Source organism: Pontibacter sp. T17 (genome assembly GCF_057219875.1).
In genome coordinates this window covers 1,690,098-1,708,073 of record NZ_JBXVVW010000001.1, presented here as the reverse complement: position 1 = coordinate 1,708,073, position 17,976 = coordinate 1,690,098, and the positions used below count along the sequence as shown (strand labels likewise).

Sequence of the window (17,976 nt, the reverse complement as noted above, 5' to 3'; positions counted from 1 at the left end):
CCGCATTTTCCTTTTCTGATTCTACATGGCACTGCAATGCGGCATTGTTGGCCTGCCCAACGTCGGCAAGTCTACCCTCTTCAACGCCCTGAGTAACGCGGGCGCACTGGCTGCCAACTATCCCTTTGCCACCATCGAGCCCAACGTGGGCATGGTGATGGTACCCGACCCCCGTCTCGATGCCCTCAGCGCCATCGTCAACCCACAGGCCGTACAGCCTGCCACCGTGCAGATTGTAGATATTGCCGGACTGGTACGCGGTGCCAGCAAGGGCGAAGGCCTGGGCAACCAGTTTCTTGCAAACATCCGCGAGTGCGACGCCATTCTGCACGTGCTCCGCTGTTTCGAAGATGACAACATCATCCACGTAGAGGGCCGCATCAACCCCGTCAGCGACCGCGATACCGTCGAAACCGAGCTTCAGCTGAAAGACCTCGAGACCCTCGACAAGCGCCTGGACAAAGCCCGTCGTACCGCCAAAAGCGGCTCCAAAGAAGCCCAGCGTGAAGTAGAGATTATTGAGCAGGCAGTAGCACACCTCAACAGCGGCAACAGCATCCGCTCGTTCATCCGGGGCAACGACGAAGCCACTGCCCTGCTGGCCGAAAGCCACCTGCTCACCGCCAAACCGGTGCTGTACGTCTGTAATGTAGACGAAGGAAGCATCGCCGCAGGCACCAATACCCACGTAGAGGCGGTGAAGAAACTGGCAGCCGCCGAAGGCGCCGAAACCGTTGTTATCTGTGCTGCCATCGAAGCGCAGATACAAGAACTGGGTGAGGCTGCCGAACGCGAGGAGTTTCTTACCGCTATGGGAATTGAAGAGCCAGGCCTCAATCGCCTGATCCGCGCTGCTTATAAGCTGCTGGGCCTCCAGACATACTTCACCGCCGGTGTCAAAGAAGTCCGTGCCTGGACGATTCCGGTAGGCGCCAAAGCGCCACAGGCTGCTGGCGTCATCCACACCGACTTTGAGAAGGGCTTCATCCGCGCCGAGGTCATTGCCTACGACGACTACATCAAGCTAAAAGGCGAGGCTGCTGCCAAGGAAGCAGGCAAGCTGCGCGTAGAAGGCAAAGAATACGTCGTGGCTGATGGCGACGTCCTGCACTTCCGCTTCAACGTCTAAGCCCATTTAAGCCTACAGCATTCCGAAAGCCCCGCTACTGGGGCTTTCTGCTTTGAGCGGCATCCAATCCAGCCCTCAGCTGTGCTACCTTCTTAACAGCCGTGCAATCCACCTCAACCGCAGTCGGTTCAGAAAATAGTTTTTGATTCTGGTTATCCGTGCCTCATTACGATATCGCCCGATGAATGCGGGGGCCTCGGAAAAGATGAAGCCGGATGCGCCGAATTGTGCCAACAGCTTCTTGTCGGCGGGCAAATGCAGCAGGAAGCAGTCGGCAAAGTACGCCCAAGGTTTCTGTGGGTGCAGCACACTGGCGTTCCAGTATCGCCCCACTATTCCCAGGAGGCCCGCATCACCTATGACAACTCCTTTGCGACGCATTACCTCCACCGCGGCTGAGGTGTAGGCTTCGTCGCCAACATGGTGCATAGCCCCAATCCGCTGAAAATACCTTGGTAAAAGGGCTTCGATCTCCATGACCAGCGCATGAAAGAATGAAGGGGGCCCCGAGATAAACTCCCCTCCCATCCACCTGCCCTCCGAAGGCTGTTGATGAATAGCCTCTAGGTCGTCCAGAATCGCACCGTGCCCATAAGCGGGTATCACCTGGTCTGAGATGTCATACACCAACGGCAGACGCTGTGCTGCAATGTTTTGCAGTGCACGTGGCACTGAGCACAGACATACAACATCCAGGTCGCACAGAACGGCGTATTCCACCTCTTTCTGAGTGCTGATATACCGAAAGGCATCCAGCTTGAAATGCGCCGAATAGAAAGTGATGCCTTTGGGCACAGGCGTCTCAAAGGCAATCTCCTTCACCTGAAGCCCCTGAGGCAGTTTTCCAGTGGCCTGTTCAAGGGCCGCTAGATTGTTGGTAAGCAGGGTAAAGGCCAACCCCTGCTGCTTCAGGGATGAAGAAAGGAATGCCGCATTATGCAGATAAATGCGCACCTGGTCGGAGAAGTCTTGGGTCGACACATTCACCGCTGAGGTTTCACCCACTGCAAGATGCAGCAAACCGAAAAAATGAAAACTGGACATAGCTGGGAACGAGAGTACGGAAAAAGGACCTGTCGCAATCCTCTTTCACCTGTGCACACATCGCACAGGACAAATCTACACCTTCGCACGCAAGCATGCCGAATCGCGTATCTTTCGGAAGCAACAACCCTACAACCAATGGCCGACATCTCCGTCAAAGAACTGAAGGAACGCCTGGACAAAGGCGAAAAACTAGCCATCATTGATGTGCGCGAACCCCATGAGTATCAGGCTGGCAATATTGGTGGCGTACCCATTCCGCTGGGTTCGCTGCCTACTGCTTTGGCCAACGGCGACCTAGATGACTTCAAGGAAGGGGAACTCATCCTTATGTGTCGCAGTGGTGGGCGTTCGGGCTCTGCAACCCAGTTTCTCAAGCAGAACGGCTTTGTCAATCCGCGCAACCTCACAGGGGGCATCACTGCCTGGAAAAGTGAAATAGACCCTACCATCACGGTAGCCTGAGGTCAGGCCCACAGTTTGGGCAGTTCTTTCCAGAAGAACACATACAGCGAAACCAGAATACTGCCTGCCATCATCACGATGAAGAGCAGAAGCACCATACGCAGATGGGCTGTCAACACTATTTCGGCAGCCCGCTTCATGTCCTTGGAATAGAACCCTTTGCCAGCCCACAGCTGAAATACAAAATAGGCAGGGAACAGCAGCCAGTAGGCTTTGTCAGCCCCCGCGGGCCACAACAACTGCAATGGCAGCATCAGCACTGTACTGAAGAGCAGAAAGTGCCCTAGCGTGTAAAGCAGAAAGGTCAGTTTCTCAGCCGGGTTATAGATATCGCCACGCACCAGCCGGATACTCAGGATGTACATCCACGCATAGGTAATGGTCAAGCCCAACAATAGCGGAATCTCCACCAGCTTGCCCAGCGGACTAGTCTCCAGAAGCGAGTGCAGGCCTGTCGCCTTTTTGCCCGCCAGTTCGTCCAGCGTAACCGAAAGCGTGAATGCCAGCAGGAAGTACTTTACCGGATTATAGTGGCGTACCCGATCGCCGAGCACATAGCCGCGAATCATTTCCCCGGGTCGGCGGCATAGTTCCAGAAAGGTGTACAACAGCCCCCGTTGCAGATCCAGCGCGTCCAGCACCGCCCGGTTAAAGAACGTTCGCATCGAAAACCGCTGGGTATCAGCGGCCTGACCACAGGAACTACAATAAACCCCGCTTACTGCTTCACCGCACGACTTGCAAACCACCGCAGCGGTTGTTACAGCAGACTCAGGAGTGGTATTGGAAATCACAGGCGGAACAAAGAGCCAACAATCTACGTAGCTTTAGGCAAGCGGTAAGTTTTCCCCTATGCAAACGGCAGCAGTTCCCACCCTCGAAGTGCCTCGCACTTTCGATGACATTCAGGCCAGTCAGCGTCAGTTCTTTCTGTCAGGTCAGACGCGTGACGTAAACTTCCGACTTCAGGGGCTCAAGCGTCTGCGAGATGCCCTGCGCCAGCACGAAGCCGAAATCTCCGCTGCCCTGCAGGCCGACTTCGGCAAGCCAGCGTTCGAAACCTACGCCAGCGAAACCGGCTTCCTGCTGGCCGAGCTGAACCACACCCTGCGCCATTTGCGCAGCTGGACCCGCGGCCGTACCCGCCTCGCACCCCTCTCACAGTTCCTTGCCTGGACTACCCAGAAGCCCGAGCCATATGGTAATACGCTCATCATTGCCCCCTGGAATTACCCACTGCAACTGGCCCTTGCGCCGCTCATTGGTGCGGTAGCCGCAGGCAACACTGCTGTCATCAAGCCCAGCGAACTGGCACCCGCTACCGCCGACATCGTGGAGAAAATCGTGCGCCAGTGCTTCGCGCCCAACCATGTGGCCGTGGTAAAAGGCGCTGTAGAAGAAACGCAGGCTTTGCTGGCCATGCGCTGGGACTACATTTTCTTTACCGGAAGCACCGCTGTAGGCCGCATTGTGGCACAGGCTGCCGCCAAACACCTTACACCTGTAACGCTGGAACTCGGCGGCAAAAGCCCTTGCATCGTTACCGCCGACACGCCCCTGCGCCAAACAGCCCGCCGCATCCTGTGGGGCAAGCTGCTCAACGCCGGGCAAACCTGTGTCGCCCCCGATTACCTGCTGGTGCAGCGCGCTGTACTGCCCCGCTTTCTGGAAGAAGCCAAAGCCGTGCTGAACGAGATGTATGGTGCCGACCCCGCCGCCAGCCCCGATTATGCCCGCATCATCAATACCCGCCATTACCAGCGCCTGAAAAGCTACCTGGCTGATGGCCAGCCAGTAATCGGTGGGCAAACCGACGACAGCACACGCTACATTGCACCCACTCTTTTGCTGGAGCCTGCCCTGGACAGCCCCGTTATGCAGGACGAAATCTTCGGCCCCATTCTACCCATTCAGCCTTACGACACCTTGGAACAGGCAATCGCCTTCGTACAGGAGCGCCCTCGGCCGCTGGCACTGTACGTCTTCACTGACGACACCGCCGCCGAACGCAAAGTGCTGACTGAATGCAGCTTTGGCGGGGGCTGCGTAAACGACACGCTGGTACACCTTGCCGCACCAGACTTGCCCTTTGGTGGCGTGGGAGACAGTGGCATGGGTGGCTACCACGGCAAATACAGCTTCGATAGCTTCAGCCACTCCAAGGGCGTGCTGAAGAAGTCCACCCTCTTCGATGTGCCTGTGCGCTATGCACCTTACACGCCCCTGAAGCAGCGCCTGCTGAAGTTCTTCCTCGATTGACGCCAGAAGGCTGCTATCAGGCTTCGCCCAGCAGCTTTTCCAGCGCGGTGTCGTACTGCGCTTTCAGCTCGGCCAGGGTAGCCAGGCGGTTACCATCCACCACGGCAGCGTCGCCCTTCACCACACCCAGATAGTCGATGGGCAGGCCTGCCTGTGCCGCCTGCGTCTTCACAGCTTCCAGGTGCTGGCTTGACACTGTGATGACCACACGACCTGCGCCCTCACCAAAGTAGAAGGCATCTTTGCGCAGGTTGCCCAGCGTGTTCACCTCAAAGCCAAGGCCGCGGGGCATGCCGCTCTCCACCAGTGTCACCAGCAGGCCACCGTCCGACACATCGTGCGCCGACTTGATGAGACCCTTGCTCCAAAGCAGCGGCAGCAGGGTTTGAAGATCGGCTTCGGCCTTCAGGTTCAGGTAAGGGGCTGGGCTGTCGGCTATCTTGTGGTAGCTGTATACGTATTCAGAACAGGCCATGTCGTCGGTCACTGGCCCCAGCAGCAGAATCACGTCACCAGCTTCCTTGAAGTCCATGCTGCCTGCATGGGCAATGTTGTGCAGCAGGCCCACCATGCCGATGGTCGGCGTCGGGAATACGGGGCCGTCGTCTGAAGACTGGTTGTAGAAGCTCACGTTGCCACCCGTTACCGGCAGGCCAAAGGCTTCGCAGGCCTCCTTCATGCCCAGAATGGCGTTGGCAAACTGCCAGTATACCTCAGGGTTGTAGGGGTTGCCAAAGTTCAGACAGTTGGTCACGCCCAGCGGCTCGGCACCCGAGCAGGCCACGTTGCGGGCCGCTTCGGCAACAGCCAGTGCGCAGCCTACCCGTGGGTTCGACCGCACGTAGCGGCTGTTGCAGTCGGTGCTCATGGCCAGGCCCTTCTGTGTACCATGCAGGTGCACCAGCGCCCCGTCAGCCAGACGGTTGCCCGTCATGGTGGCGGCACCTACCATGCTGTCGTATTGGCGACGCACCCAGCGGCGGCTGGCAATGTTCGGGTGCTGAATCAGGTGCAGCAGCACGTCCTTCAGCTCTTCCGCACTTTGTTTCACCGGCACCTGTGCAGGCGAATATCCCTCGATGGCATTCAGGTAGCCGGGCTCGCGCAGTTCGCGCTCGTATTGCGGGGCACCACCGCCCAGCACCAGGCTTTCAGCCGGAATCTCGCCCACCTGCTCGCCATGCCAGAAGTAGCGCAGATTGCCGCTATCGGTCACCACGCCAATTTCGGCGCAGTTCAGGTCCCATTTATCGAAGATACGCAGCACCTCAGCCTCACGGCCTTTATGCACCACCACCAGCATACGCTCCTGGCTCTCGCTCAGCAGTATCTCAAAGGGCTGCATGTTGGCCTGGCGCAGCGGCACTTTGTCCAGCCACAGGTCCATGCCTACCTCGCCTTTGGCGCTCATTTCGCTGGTGCTGCACGCTACACCAGCGGCACCCATGTCCTGCATGCCCACTACCGCGCCAGTGTCAATCAGCTCCAGCGTGGCTTCCAGCAGCAGCTTTTCGGTAAATGGATCGCCTACCTGCACGGCGGGCAGCTTCTCGGTGCTGGCGGCAGAAATATCTTCGGAGGCAAACGTAGCCCCGTGTATACCGTCTTTGCCTGTGGCAGAACCCACAATGAACACCTTGTTACCCAGCCCTTTGGCGATGGCGCTGGCGGTTTTGCCATGCTTCACTATCCCAACCGACATAGCGTTCACCAGCGGGTTGGTATTGTAGCAGGGGTCAAAGTAGAGCTCGCCGCCCACAGTGGGCACACCGAAGGCGTTGCCATAATCGCCGATGCCGCGCACAACGCCCTTCAGCAGGTGGCGGGTTTTGGGGCGGGTCAGGTCGCCAAAGCGCAGCGAGTTCAGCGACGCCACCGGCCGAGCACCCATCGTGAACACGTCGCGGTGAATGCCGCCCACGCCTGTCGCAGCTCCTTGATAGGGTTCGATGGCTGAAGGGTGGTTATGGCTCTCGATCTTGAACGCCACGCCCAGGCCATCGCCAATATCCAGCAGGCCCGCGTTTTCTTCACCGGCAGCCGCCAGTACGCGCTTGCCTTCCTTCGGCAATTTCTTCAGCCACTTGATGCTGTTCTTGTATGAGCAGTGTTCGCTCCACATTACCGAGTACACCGACAGCTCTGTAAAGTTGGGCGTCCGGCCCAGAATCTGCTCGATTTTCTGGAATTCTTCCGGCAGCAGGCCCAGCTTGCGGGCCGTTTCTACATTGGTAGGCTGCTGAAAAGCGGAATTTAATGTGGCTGACATACGGAAGGGAGATGCTTGGCGCTGCGAATTTGCACATTTTTGCCACCAGACCGACAGACAAATCCCATTCATGCGTCGCCTTCATCTCCTGTTCGCCCTGGCTGTTTCGGCCCTGCTGCTAGCCGCTTGCCCCTCCGCACCACAAGCACCCACCGTCGCCACTGGCACACCGTACAAAGTGGCATTCAACACCCCGCAGGAAGTGCTTGCCTACCTGCGCAAGGCCTACGAAGGCAAGGGGCTGATCAGTGCCCACAGGGGTGGCCCGATGCCCGGTTATCCTGAAAACGCCCTCGAGACTTTCGAGCATAGTCTTTTGTTTGCCCCCTGCATCATCGAATGCGACGTGCAGCTGAGCGCCGATGGCAAGCTGTTCATGCTCCACGACGACCAGCTGGACCGCACCACCACAGGCTCAGGCCTCGCCAAAGCACTGACACTGCAACAGCTGCAAGCCTACAACCTCAAAGATCGCCAGCAGCAGACCACATCCTACCGTATCCCCACTCTTCGCGACGTGCTGGCGTGGTCTAAAGACAAAGCTCTGCTGACCGTAGACCCCAAGCGCGGCACCCCACTGAAGCAGATTGTCGCAGAAATACAGGAAGCCAAAGCCCAGAACCGCGCCATTCTCATCACTTATACGCTGCCACAGGCACTGGAAGCCCTCAGCCTGGACCCCACCCTGTTGATCTCGGCCAGTATGCGGTCGCTGGAAGACATTGCCCGGTTTGATGCCGCCGGTGCAGATTTCTCCCGTATTGTAGCTTTCGTCGGCACCTCTGAGCCCGATGCCGCCACCTATGCAGCACTCAAGGCCCGCAACGTCCCCACCATCCTGGGGGTCATGGGCAACCTTGACCGCAGTGCCGAAGCCCGTGGCGTGGCGCTGTACGAACAGCTCCACCGCAATGGCGCCTGCGTACTCTCATCCGACCGTGTAGCTGCCGCTGCCGAGGGCCTGGGCTGGTCGCCCCAGAACTAACGGCTGGTTTTCTGCACACCCCGAAGGTCCAGATAGTTGTCCATCGCACTGTTGCGCAGCCCCTGCACCTGTGGGTTGTACAGCCGCACCGTCCGGTAGTAGAACAGCGGAATCAGTGGCAACTCGGAAACCAGCAGGCTGTCGGCTGTTTGGTACAGAAGCCTACGCTTCGCCAGCACTGGCTCCTGCATGGCCTGACGATAGACTGCGTCAAAAGCTGGCGATACAAACCGCGTGGTGTTGGGCCCGGCTGGGGCAGCGTTAGGGCCGTACGCCAGCGCCAGAAAGTTCTCGGCGTCCGGGTAGTCCACTACCCAACTGGCACGCCACAGCTGCGCCTGCCCCTGATAGATCATCTCGCGGGCCGTGGCCCCTTCCAGATTCTCGATCTCCACCTGCACGCCAATCTGCGCCCAGGCCGACTGCAAAAACTCGTTCTGTTGCTGAAACGCCGGGCTCGACACCAGTTTAAGTATTGGCAATCCTTTTCCGTTTGGGTAGCCTGCTTCGGTCAATAATGCAGCCGCCTTCACCACATTGTACTCCAGCATGCCGCCCAAATGCCCCGGCAGGCCCAGCGGGATCAGCCCTTGTGCAGGCGTTGCCATGTTGTTCCGCAGATACAGCACCAGCTTCTGCCGGTCTATGGCCAGGCTCAGTGCCTGGCGCACGCGCCGGTCCAATAAGGGACGGGCCGCATTCAGGCTGTCCTGCTGCTGTACACCGATGTATTCTGTAGTGAGCTGGGGGCCCGAGTACAGTGCAACCTGACTGCGCCAGCGTTGCTGCAACTGCCCGTCGCCCGTCAGCAGTTCATCTTTCAGCGCCGGATCCAGCCCTTCCAGCCAGTCGATGTTGCCACGCTTCAGCTCCTCAAACGCTGTGAGGCGCGACCGGATGAACCGCACTTGAATGGCCTCCACCTCGCCAGCAGCCGGAGCAACGCGGTGCAGCACCAGCTGCTGCCCGTCTTCCCAGTGCCTAAACCGATAGACACCAGACCCAACCGGATTCCTGCCGAAGTTTCCCCGGTAGGCCTCCACGCCCTCGCGCGGCACAATGGAGGCAAAAGGCATGCTCAGCATGCCCAGAAATGGCGGAAAGGGAGCCACCAGTTCTACCTGAAACGTGCTGTCATTCAACACCCTGAAGCCCGAGATGGTCTTTGCCGTTCCTGCCTGAAATTCGGCTGCGCCCTTCACCCGTTCGGCAAAAATCCACTGCCCCGGGCTGGCAGTAGCGGGCGCACAGATGCGCGTAAAGCTGAAAGCCACATCCTGCGCCTGCACGTTTCGGGGCGCCCCCTTCCAACAGGCATCAGGATGAAACTGCACATCCTTCCTTAAATGAAAGGTGTACACCCTGCCGCTGTCACTTATCTCCCAGCGCACAGCCAATCTGGGTGCTGGTGCCAGGGCAGAATCCAGCCCCACCAGCGTCGTATACAACTGCTGCACCATCCACGACATCGACTGGTCGCGCGCATAGGCTGGGTCCAGCGACGCCGGTTGCAGTGTCAGGTTCAGCCGCAGGATGCGCTGGGGGTCATCGGCTTGTCCACAGCCTACCCACATTACAGCCAACCACAAGAGAATCAGCGGCTTCAGCAGCCCCTGTGAAGAAAAACCCACAACCTGTGGATTACCGTGTCTATGCCCCTTCATCGGAACCCAATTTACCTAACTTTGCTCTCCCCGTTCGGCGTGGAACACCCGCCGACCTTACACGAAGACTCTACTTCCAACCTCGCTTTACAGGCAGCAGCATGGCCAAAGTCATTTCTATCGCAAACCAGAAGGGTGGTGTCGGCAAAACCACCACGGCTATCAACCTCTCCGCCAGCCTCGCCGCACTGGAATACCGGGTGCTGATGATCGACACCGACCCCCAGGCTAACGCCACCTCGGGTATCGGTTTCGACCCCCGCAACATCAAGACCAGCATCTACGAGTGCATCATGAACGAGGACATCAACCCCCTCGACATCGTACTCCAGACCGAGCTGTCGTATCTGCACCTCCTGCCCTCGCACATCGACCTCGTCGGTGCCGAGATTGAAATGATCAATTTGCCCAACCGCGAGCGCAAAATGCGGCATGTGATCGACAAGCTCCGCGAGCACTACGACTTCATCATCATCGACTGCTCGCCCTCGCTCGGCCTCATCACCGTCAACGCCCTCACCGCCAGCGACTCCGTCATCATCCCCGTCCAGTGCGAATACTTCGCTATGGAAGGCTTGGGCAAGCTGCTGAACACCATCAACATTGTACAGAAGCGCCTGAACCCCAACATGCAGGTAGAAGGCATTCTGCTCACCATGTACGACCAGCGCCTGCGCCTCTCCAATCAGGTGGTAGACGAAGTGAAGATGCACTTCCAGGACATCGTGTTCGAGAGCATCATCCAGCGCAACACCAAGCTGGCCGAAAGCCCCAGCTTTGGCAAACCGGTCATTTTGCACGACGCCGAAAGCAAAGGCTCGCAGAACTACCTGAGCCTTGCACAGGAGATTCTGGCCAAGAACAACATCACCGAACCGGCCAAGCGCGCTGCGGTGTAATTACGCCTGCCGCTTTCGTATACCACACACTGCATGAGCAAGTCCCACAAAGGAAAAGGTGGCAAACCGCAGCCGGCCAATGCTGGCAAGGGTGCGGCTGCCCGCCCGCAAGTGACCAAACCCGCCATGCCCGAAAAGAACACTCCCATTCCTGCTACCACCACGCCGGGTGGCCCCGCGCTGGCCCGCCGCTCGGCATTGGGCCGCGGCCTAAGCGCCCTCCTTTCCGACGCCCCTGAGCATAACGATACTCCGGCAACCGACGCGGCTACCGCAGCCCCTGCTGTTGCAGTCAACAACATCGCCGAGATTCCGATTGCCCAGATCGAGACCAACCCCTACCAGCCGCGTACCCACTTCGATCAGACGGCCCTGCAGGAACTCAGCGACAGCATCAAGGTGCAGGGCATCATCCAGCCTATCACCGTTCGCCGTCTTGCCGAAGGCCAGTACCAGCTGATCAGTGGCGAGCGCCGCCTGCAAGCCAGCAAACTGGCAGGCCTTACCCACATCCCTGCCTATATCCGCAGTGCCAACGATGAGCAGATGCTCGAAATGGCGCTCATCGAGAACATTCAGCGCGAGGACCTCAACCCCATCGAAGTGGCGCTTGCCTACAAGCGACTCATGGACGAGTGTGCCCTCGTACTGGAAGAGGTAGGCGACAAAGTGGGCAAGAACCGCAGCACCGTCAATAACTACCTGCGCCTGCTGAAGCTGCCACCCGAGCTTCAGCGTCTGCTCCGCGACGAGCGTGTTTCCATGGGCCACGCCCGCGCACTCATCACCGTGGAAGACCCCGCCATGCAGGTACAGATGGCACAGGAGGTAGTAGATAAAGGCCTCTCTGTGCGACAGGTAGAAGAGCTGGTGCGCAACCTCCACAGCGCCAAGGCCCCCAAGAAACCCGAGACCCAGGCCACAGCCCCCACCTCGGCACTGGAGGTTCAAATCAAGCAACTGGAGCGCACCCTCGAAACCCGTTTTGGCACCAAGGTCAACATCCTGCACAAGGAAGGCGGCGGGGGCGAGATTCGCCTCAAGTACTTCTCCGACGAAGACATGAACCGCCTGCTGGAACTTCTACAGAGCAGCCACACGGCATGACCTCTCTGGCACAGAAATGCATCGCACTGCTGCTGGCCCTTATCGGGTTGGCAGCAGTGTCGGTTTATGGACAAACCCCGGCCGACTCGGCCGCTGCCCCAGCCCGCCCAGACAGCCTGACGGCACGTCTGTCTACCCAAACGCTGCTGCAACCCAGCGACACCGCAGCCAGTGCAGCCGCCCAGGATACCCTGCGGGCTACTGGTCAGCGTGGCCGCATGCAGAAAGCCGACAGCACTGCCCAGCGCTGGCCCGTTCCTCGCAAGGCATTCCTGTTCAGCATTATACCTGGGGGCGGCCAAATCTATAATCGCCAGTGGTGGAAACTGCCGTTTGTATATGCGGCCCTCGGAACTGCGGGTGGCATTGTACTCTGGAACCAACAGCGGATGGACGAGGTCATAACCGCCATCGACGAAGTACGCGCTGGTCAGCCGATTTCCAATCCCAAGTTTGTACGCCTTCAGAACAGCGAACAGACACTCATCCTTATCCGTGATGGCTATCGCCGCCAGCGCGACTATGCAGCTTTCTTTTTTCTGCTGGGATACACCTTGCAGGGAATCGAAGCCTATGTTGCCGCACACCTCCGGCACTTCAACGTATCCGACAATCTCGCGCTACAGGTTCACCCATCGCTCATGATGCCACCCTATGGCGACCTTTCCGCCCCAAGAATGGGCATTTCGTTAAAATTCAGCCTTCGGTAGCAACTCAATGTGCAACCCTGTGATGGGCGTACTATCTTATGGGTAGATTAAGGACTTTCCAACACTACCTATGTTTAACCCCATCTTTGTTCGTTACGGCCTTTTGATGGCTGGTATCGGTTACGCTTCTTATCTGGCCTTCGGCTTCCTTGAGATAGACAGCCAGATGCCAAGTATTCTTCTCAGCATCATCGTCACCTTTGGGGGCCTGTTCATGGCTGTGAAAGAACACCGTCAAAGTCTTGAAACACAAGACTACCCGTTTGGCACCGCCTTTGGCGCTGCCTTCAAAACGGGACTTATTTCCAATGTAGTCTCGACGCTCCTTGTAGTCATCTCGGCTTCTACCTTCACGCAGGAGTTCGCTGCCCGAACACTGGAGAAGCAGCAGCAGGAAATGCAGCTGGCTGGTTACTCGGCCGAGCAGATTGAGGCAAGCGCCGAAATGGCTGCCAAGTTTACATCACCAGCCATGATGATTGTATTCGGCATTGTCTTTGGCCTCATTTTCGTTGCCATCTTTGGTTCCATTGTAGCCGCCATTCTCAAAAAAGATGTTTCTGCTGCTTAATGCTGCCTGAAATCATATGCAAAAGGGGCCATTGGCCCCTTTTTTGCGTTTCAGTGAATGGAGATTTACAACTGACTGGCCGCCCGCTGGATGAATGCCGTAAGGTCGGCACCTGTCAGCAGGCCCTGTTGCAGGCGGGCCAGGTCGTAGGCTGCTTTTAGCGCTTCAGCACGCGCGGAGTCATCCAGCAGTAGTGCCTTTTTGGCAAACGGGTGCGCGGTATTGACCAGAATCGTCACAAGCTCTGGTATCTCACTGTTGAGCAGGCCATTGCGGGCCATGTCCATCATACGGCGCTGGTGCTCGGGCCGGGTCACTACCACGGGTAGTTCTTCTTCGCCCAGTGGCTGTAACTGAACGGCCGCAAGCGGGTCGTTCACAGCGGAAGTGGCCGCAGCTTTCAGTGTCTCTTCCTCCTCACCCGTCAGCAGCGACACTTTCTCTATACCCTTGTCTATCAGCTTGTCCAAGCTGCCAGAGTCTACACGGGCAAAGGTGGCCTTCTCCAGCTTGGTTTCCAGAAACGACAGGAAATTGCTGTCCAGCAGGCCGTCCAGCAACAGCACGTTGTAGCCGCGCTTCTTCGCAGCCTGTATAAATCCGTCTTGCTGCTTTTTGTCAGAAGCATACAGGTACACCACATTGCCTTCCTTGTCGGTCTGCGTGGCGGCCACTTTTTCTTTGTACTCGTCCAGCGTGTAGAACTGGCCGTCTACATCATATAGCAGGCAGAACTTCTCGGCCCGCTCCTGAAAGGCATTGTCACGCAGCATGCCATACTTCACGAAAAGCCCCACCGAGTCCCACTTGGCCTCGAAGTCCTGGCGGTTGTCGTGAAACAGCTCGGCCAGCTTGTCGGCCACCTTCTTGCTCACGTGTCCGCTGATTTTGCGCACGGCAGCGTCGGTCTGTAGGTAGCTGCGCGACACGTTCAGCGGAATATCCGGACTGTCAATCACCCCATGCAGCAGCGCCAGGTAGTCGGGTACGATGTCGCCCACCTCATCTGTGATGAACACCTGATTGGCGTAGAGGTGAATCTTGTTTTTCTGGAAGTCTGCCCCTGGCTTCAAGCGCGGGAAGTACAGTACGCCTGTCAGCGTGAAAGGGTAATCCACATTCAGATGTATCCAGAACAGCGGCTTCTCAGCCATCGGATACAGCTTCTGATAGAAGTCCAGGTAGTCCTGCTCGGTAAGGTCGGCGGGCTTGCGGGTCCACAGGGGGTTGGGGTCGTTTACCACCTTACCGTCAAACTCAACCTCCACGGGCAGGAAACGGCAGTGGCGATTCAGAATCTCCTGTATGCGCCAGCTCTTCAGGTATTCGTCGTGCTCTTCGGGGATGTGCAGAATCACGTCGGTGCCACGGCGCTCGCGCTCGGCAGCCTCCAACGAATAGGTAGTACTGCCTTCGCAGGTCCAGCGCACGGCCTCAGCGCCGTCGCGGTACGAGCGCGTCACCAGCTCCACACGGTTGGCTACCATGAACGCACTGTAGAAGCCCAGACCAAAGTGGCCGATGATATTCGCGTCCTTGTATTTCTCCAGAAACTCCTCGGCGCTGGAGAAAGCAATCTGGTTGATGTATTTCTCTACCTCGTCGGCCGTCATACCAATCCCGCTGTCAGAGATGGTAAGCGTGCGGGCTGCTTCGTCAATGGTAATAACTACTTTCAGTTCGCCCAGCTCGCCCTGAAACTCACCGGTGCCGGCCAGCGTCTTCAGCTTGCGGGTGGCATCCACCGCGTTGCTCACCAGCTCGCGCAGAAACACCTCCTGGTTGGAGTACAGAAACTTCTTGATGATTGGGAAAATATTCTCCGTGTGAATGGAGAGGTTCCCCTGTCGGGTCTGTGCGGTACTCATGTGCTGTTGGTATAGGTGCAGTTACGGAATGTCTGTCCGGTGCACAGCAAATGCCGTGCGCATGACAGGGTTGCCCGCCTTGCAGGATGAAATGTCAGTTCGGTCTGCCAGAAAGGCTAGTAACGGGGCATGCGCAGGGCGCCTACCTCAAACAGCTGAAGGTCCTGCTCGTTCTTCAGCAGAGCGCCCACAAAGCGGGGCAGGTCGCGCTTGGGGTCCAGTTGGGCCAGTTCTTCTGCCGGTATGCGGTCAGCAATCAGCAGACGCATCCAGTCTACCAGCTCCGACGTACTGGGCCGCTTCTTAAGCCCAGGCACATTGCGCAGGCCATAGAAAGCCTTTAGAGCTGCATCCAGCAGGTCCTGTGTCAGGGTCGGAAAGTGCACCCGCACTATCTGCCGCATCGTCTCCTCATTCGGGAAGGAGATGTAGTGGAAGAAGCAGCGTCTCAGAAAGGCATCTGGCAGCTCCTTCTCGTTGTTCGAGGTAATGATGACGATGGGCCGCTGGTTCGCTTTGATGGTCCGGTTCAGTTCGTAGCAGTAGAACTCCATGCGGTCCAGCTCCTGCAACAGGTCGTTCGGAAACTCGATGTCGGCCTTGTCTATCTCATCTATCAGCAGCAGCTTTTGGCCGTCAGCCTCAAAGGCCTCCCATAACTTGCCGGGCTTGATATAATTGGCAATGTCGGCCACGCGGGGGTCGCCCAGCTGCGAGTCGCGCAGGCGCGCTACAGCGTCATACTCATACAGGCCCTGCTGGGCGGTAGTAGTGCTCTTTACATGCCAGGTGATCAGCTCTTTGCCCAACGCTTTGGCCACTTCATAGGCCAGCATGGTCTTGCCAGTGCCCGGCTCACCCTTGATCAGCAGAGGGCGCTGCAGCGTCACGGCTGCATTCACGGCAACCGCCAACTCGCGGGTTGCTACGTACTGTTCGGTTCCTTCGAATACCATCTGTTTGTTCTAACTGCGGCCAGATGCTGCAAGTTTCCTCAAGTTCGTGTAATTTGTACCAACAACAAGCAAACCGGAGCGTGGGAATTACTCGAAGCATCGGCACCTTACGTGTCGAGAAGGACTTTTACACCGCACAGGACGGCACTCCTCTTTACTACGAACTGGTGCAGGGACCAGCCCAAACTGTGCCAATGCTGGCATTGCATGGCTACACCGTTCGGGGCGATATGTTCTATCCCCTCTGCCAGCCGCTGGCAAAGGAGCGGGCACTGGTGCTGCCCGATCTCCGCGGCCATGCCCGCAGCAGCAACGTCGCCGCCAGCCCCTCCGTCCAGCAGTGGGCCGACGACCTCCGTGATCTCCTTGATTTCCTCGGCCTCGACCGTGTGGTACTCTTTGGTTACTCTATGGGGGGCGTAGTAGCACAGCAGTTCGCCATCTCCTACTCCGAGCGTGTACACCGCCTCATCCTTGGCGTAACCTGGGCTTATAAACCCCAAACCTTCCTTGAGGGCATTCAGCAGTTCATGCTGCCCACTTTCTTTGCCAGCATGGGCGCAGGCACTATTGCCCAGCACCTCACCGACGAGTGGATTGGCCAGTCGGGCATTGCATCCGAGTCTGTGGCCGGCTGGTATCGCGAGGTCCTGGCCTCCACACCGGATACGCATCTTGTGGAAGCCGCCCGCGAAATCTACGCCTTCGATTCACGTCGCCTGTTACCTCGTATTCAGGTGCCTACGCTTGTCATCGGTGGTACACGCGACCTTATCGTGCCTGCCTACCACAGCCGTATGCTGGCCAACCTCATTCCTGGCGCACATTTGGCACTCATTGAAGGTGCAGGCCACGGCCTGATGTTCACCCACACTTCCCTGCTGGCCGATATCCTTCAGACCTTTCTGAGACCGACTCAGTCGCCCCGATAACCCAGCCATTCATCAGGCACCTTGTGCCCTGGCCCCAGCAGGGCATCCAATAGCTTGTGCATACTGCGCTCCACACGGTCGCTGTTCGCCATGATAACCACACCCGTCTGTTTACCCGGATAGGCGACAAATAGATTTAGCTGGCCTGCCTCCCGCCCCAAATGGAAAAAGGCACTGCCCCCAGTGTCCGAGGTAAACAAGCCCACCCCCAGGCCCCAGGCCAGCAGATGGCTCTGCCCCCAGTTGCCCGGCTTGCCCGATTCAGGCCCGAACATCCGCCGCGATTCAATCTGGATGTTGGGCTCCATCATCATGGGCAGTACCCCCGCCCACTGCCCTCGGCCACCCATCAGGGCAATCAGCCAGCGGCCCATGTCGTTGGGCGTAGACAGCATGGAGGCTGCCGCCAAAGCCCTTCCGTAGGGCCTGTGCGCTAATTGTTTGTTGGAAATACCATGCGGAAGAGCGAACCGCTTCCGCCAGTCTTCGCGCCACCGGTAGCTGCTGCTGCTCATGCCCAACGGGGCAAACACCTGCTCACGAGCCAGCGTATCCAGCCCCGTGTGGGTGGTTTCTTCCACCACCATCTGTAACAGTTGAAAGGCCTCGCCCGAATACTGGAAGCTGGTGCCAGGGTCAGAATAGAAGCGGAGCACACCACCACCCGTAATACTGCGCCAATTCGGAAAGCCCGTGGTGTGACTCAATACATGCCGCGCGGTAATACGCAGCCAGCGCTCATCGGCGCCCAGGTCTTTGTAAGCAGGATACTCCGGCAGCGGTTTGTTGAGATACAGGTGCAATGGCAAATCCAGATTGAACGTCTGCCGTTGCAGCATACCCATAAACACTGACGCAAACACAGCCTTACTGAACGACGCCGCCATAAACACTGTCTGCGTATCCACCACCTGTGGGCCATTGCCTGTCAGGCCAAAACCACGGGAATATACAATGCGGCCATTCTGCACCACCGCCACCGACAGCCCCTTTACTCCAGCCGAATCCACCAGTTGTGCCAGACGAAGGTTCATCCATACCGGCGAAATCGGTTGGCCATTCAGCCAACGGAGGGTGTCAGTGTTACCCTGGCTCCATAACAACATTGGCCAGAGTAG

16 protein-coding genes are annotated in these 17,976 nt (G+C 57.9%); 9 read left to right on the top strand and 7 right to left on the bottom strand.

The window, feature by feature from the left end; translation table 11 throughout:
- Positions 1 to 25 precede the first annotated feature (25 nt).
- Entirely contained in the window at positions 26 to 1,129 is a 1,104-nt protein-coding gene (ychF, locus tag AC2D8O_RS07535; RefSeq protein WP_484678184.1) for a redox-regulated ATPase YchF, read from the top strand.
- 84 nt (positions 1,130 to 1,213) lie between these two features.
- Here ychF and AC2D8O_RS07530 read toward each other — a convergent pair whose 3' ends face one another.
- The gene (locus AC2D8O_RS07530; protein ID WP_484678183.1) at positions 1,214 to 2,173 is read right to left on the bottom strand and encodes a hypothetical protein; all 960 of its coding nucleotides are present in this window, start codon (positions 2,171 to 2,173) and stop codon (positions 1,214 to 1,216) included.
- 138 nt (positions 2,174 to 2,311) lie between these two features.
- Here AC2D8O_RS07530 and AC2D8O_RS07525 point away from each other — a divergent pair, with 138 nt between their 5' ends.
- Entirely contained in the window at positions 2,312 to 2,638 is a 327-nt protein-coding gene (locus AC2D8O_RS07525; protein ID WP_484678182.1) for a rhodanese-like domain-containing protein, read from the top strand.
- A gap of 2 nt (positions 2,639 to 2,640) precedes the next feature.
- Here the strand turns inward: AC2D8O_RS07525 and AC2D8O_RS07520 are convergent, their stop codons facing one another.
- A complete protein-coding gene (locus AC2D8O_RS07520) occupies positions 2,641 to 3,303 on the bottom strand; it encodes a DUF3667 domain-containing protein (protein WP_484678181.1) in 663 nt (220 codons plus the stop codon).
- A gap of 187 nt (positions 3,304 to 3,490) precedes the next feature.
- On the opposite strand from AC2D8O_RS07520, the gene AC2D8O_RS07515 reads away from it, so the two are divergent.
- On the top strand, positions 3,491 to 4,897 hold the full coding sequence (locus tag AC2D8O_RS07515; protein WP_484678180.1) for an aldehyde dehydrogenase: 1,407 nt from the start codon (positions 3,491 to 3,493) through the stop codon (positions 4,895 to 4,897).
- A gap of 16 nt (positions 4,898 to 4,913) precedes the next feature.
- Here the strand turns inward: AC2D8O_RS07515 and purL are convergent, their stop codons facing one another.
- Positions 4,914 to 7,166: a phosphoribosylformylglycinamidine synthase subunit PurL gene (gene purL, locus AC2D8O_RS07510; RefSeq protein ID WP_484678179.1), complete on the bottom strand. Its 2,253-nt coding sequence runs from the start codon at positions 7,164 to 7,166 to the stop codon at positions 4,914 to 4,916.
- 70 nt (positions 7,167 to 7,236) lie between these two features.
- On the opposite strand from purL, the gene AC2D8O_RS07505 reads away from it, so the two are divergent.
- Positions 7,237 to 8,151, top strand: coding sequence for a glycerophosphodiester phosphodiesterase family protein (locus AC2D8O_RS07505; RefSeq protein WP_484678178.1), 915 nt, complete (start codon positions 7,237 to 7,239; stop codon positions 8,149 to 8,151).
- Here the strand turns inward: AC2D8O_RS07505 and AC2D8O_RS07500 are convergent.
- Positions 8,148 to 9,815, bottom strand: a complete 1,668-nt coding sequence (locus AC2D8O_RS07500) for an ABC transporter substrate-binding protein (protein ID WP_484678177.1) — start codon at positions 9,813 to 9,815, stop codon at positions 8,148 to 8,150. The two genes, AC2D8O_RS07505 and AC2D8O_RS07500, sit on opposite strands and share 4 nt — an antisense overlap.
- A 101-nt stretch (positions 9,816 to 9,916) precedes the next feature.
- Between AC2D8O_RS07500 and AC2D8O_RS07495 the strand changes: the two genes are divergently transcribed.
- The 4 genes from AC2D8O_RS07495 (at position 9,917) to AC2D8O_RS07480 (ending at position 13,102) form a co-directional block, all read left to right on the top strand.
- The gene (locus tag AC2D8O_RS07495; protein ID WP_484678176.1) at positions 9,917 to 10,714 is read left to right on the top strand and encodes a ParA family protein; all 798 of its coding nucleotides are present in this window, start codon (positions 9,917 to 9,919) and stop codon (positions 10,712 to 10,714) included.
- Between the two features lie 126 nt (positions 10,715 to 10,840).
- Positions 10,841 to 11,821, top strand: a complete 981-nt coding sequence (locus AC2D8O_RS07490; RefSeq protein WP_484678279.1) for a ParB/RepB/Spo0J family partition protein — start codon at positions 10,841 to 10,843, stop codon at positions 11,819 to 11,821.
- On the top strand, positions 11,818 to 12,531 hold the full coding sequence (locus AC2D8O_RS07485) for a DUF5683 domain-containing protein (RefSeq protein WP_484678175.1): 714 nt from the start codon (positions 11,818 to 11,820) through the stop codon (positions 12,529 to 12,531). Before AC2D8O_RS07490 ends, AC2D8O_RS07485 begins: the two co-directional genes overlap by 4 nt.
- Positions 12,532 to 12,601: 70 nt before the next feature.
- A complete protein-coding gene (locus AC2D8O_RS07480) occupies positions 12,602 to 13,102 on the top strand; it encodes a DUF4199 domain-containing protein (RefSeq protein ID WP_484678174.1) in 501 nt (166 codons plus the stop codon).
- A gap of 65 nt (positions 13,103 to 13,167) precedes the next feature.
- On the opposite strand, the gene htpG is transcribed toward AC2D8O_RS07480, so the two are convergent.
- Entirely contained in the window at positions 13,168 to 14,970 is a 1,803-nt protein-coding gene (gene htpG, locus AC2D8O_RS07475) for a molecular chaperone HtpG (RefSeq protein ID WP_484678173.1), read from the bottom strand.
- Positions 14,971 to 15,086: 116 nt separating this feature from the next.
- Entirely contained in the window at positions 15,087 to 15,926 is an 840-nt protein-coding gene (locus AC2D8O_RS07470; protein ID WP_484678172.1) for an AAA family ATPase, read from the bottom strand.
- An 80-nt stretch (positions 15,927 to 16,006) separates the two neighbouring features.
- Here AC2D8O_RS07470 and AC2D8O_RS07465 point away from each other — a divergent pair, with 80 nt between their 5' ends.
- A complete protein-coding gene (locus AC2D8O_RS07465; protein WP_484678171.1) occupies positions 16,007 to 16,858 on the top strand; it encodes an alpha/beta fold hydrolase in 852 nt (283 codons plus the stop codon).
- Here AC2D8O_RS07465 and AC2D8O_RS07460 read toward each other — a convergent pair.
- The gene (locus AC2D8O_RS07460; RefSeq protein WP_484678170.1) at positions 16,843 to 17,964 is read right to left on the bottom strand and encodes a serine hydrolase domain-containing protein; all 1,122 of its coding nucleotides are present in this window, start codon (positions 17,962 to 17,964) and stop codon (positions 16,843 to 16,845) included. The genes AC2D8O_RS07465 and AC2D8O_RS07460 overlap by 16 nt on opposite strands.
- Positions 17,965 to 17,976: the final 12 nt, after the last annotated feature.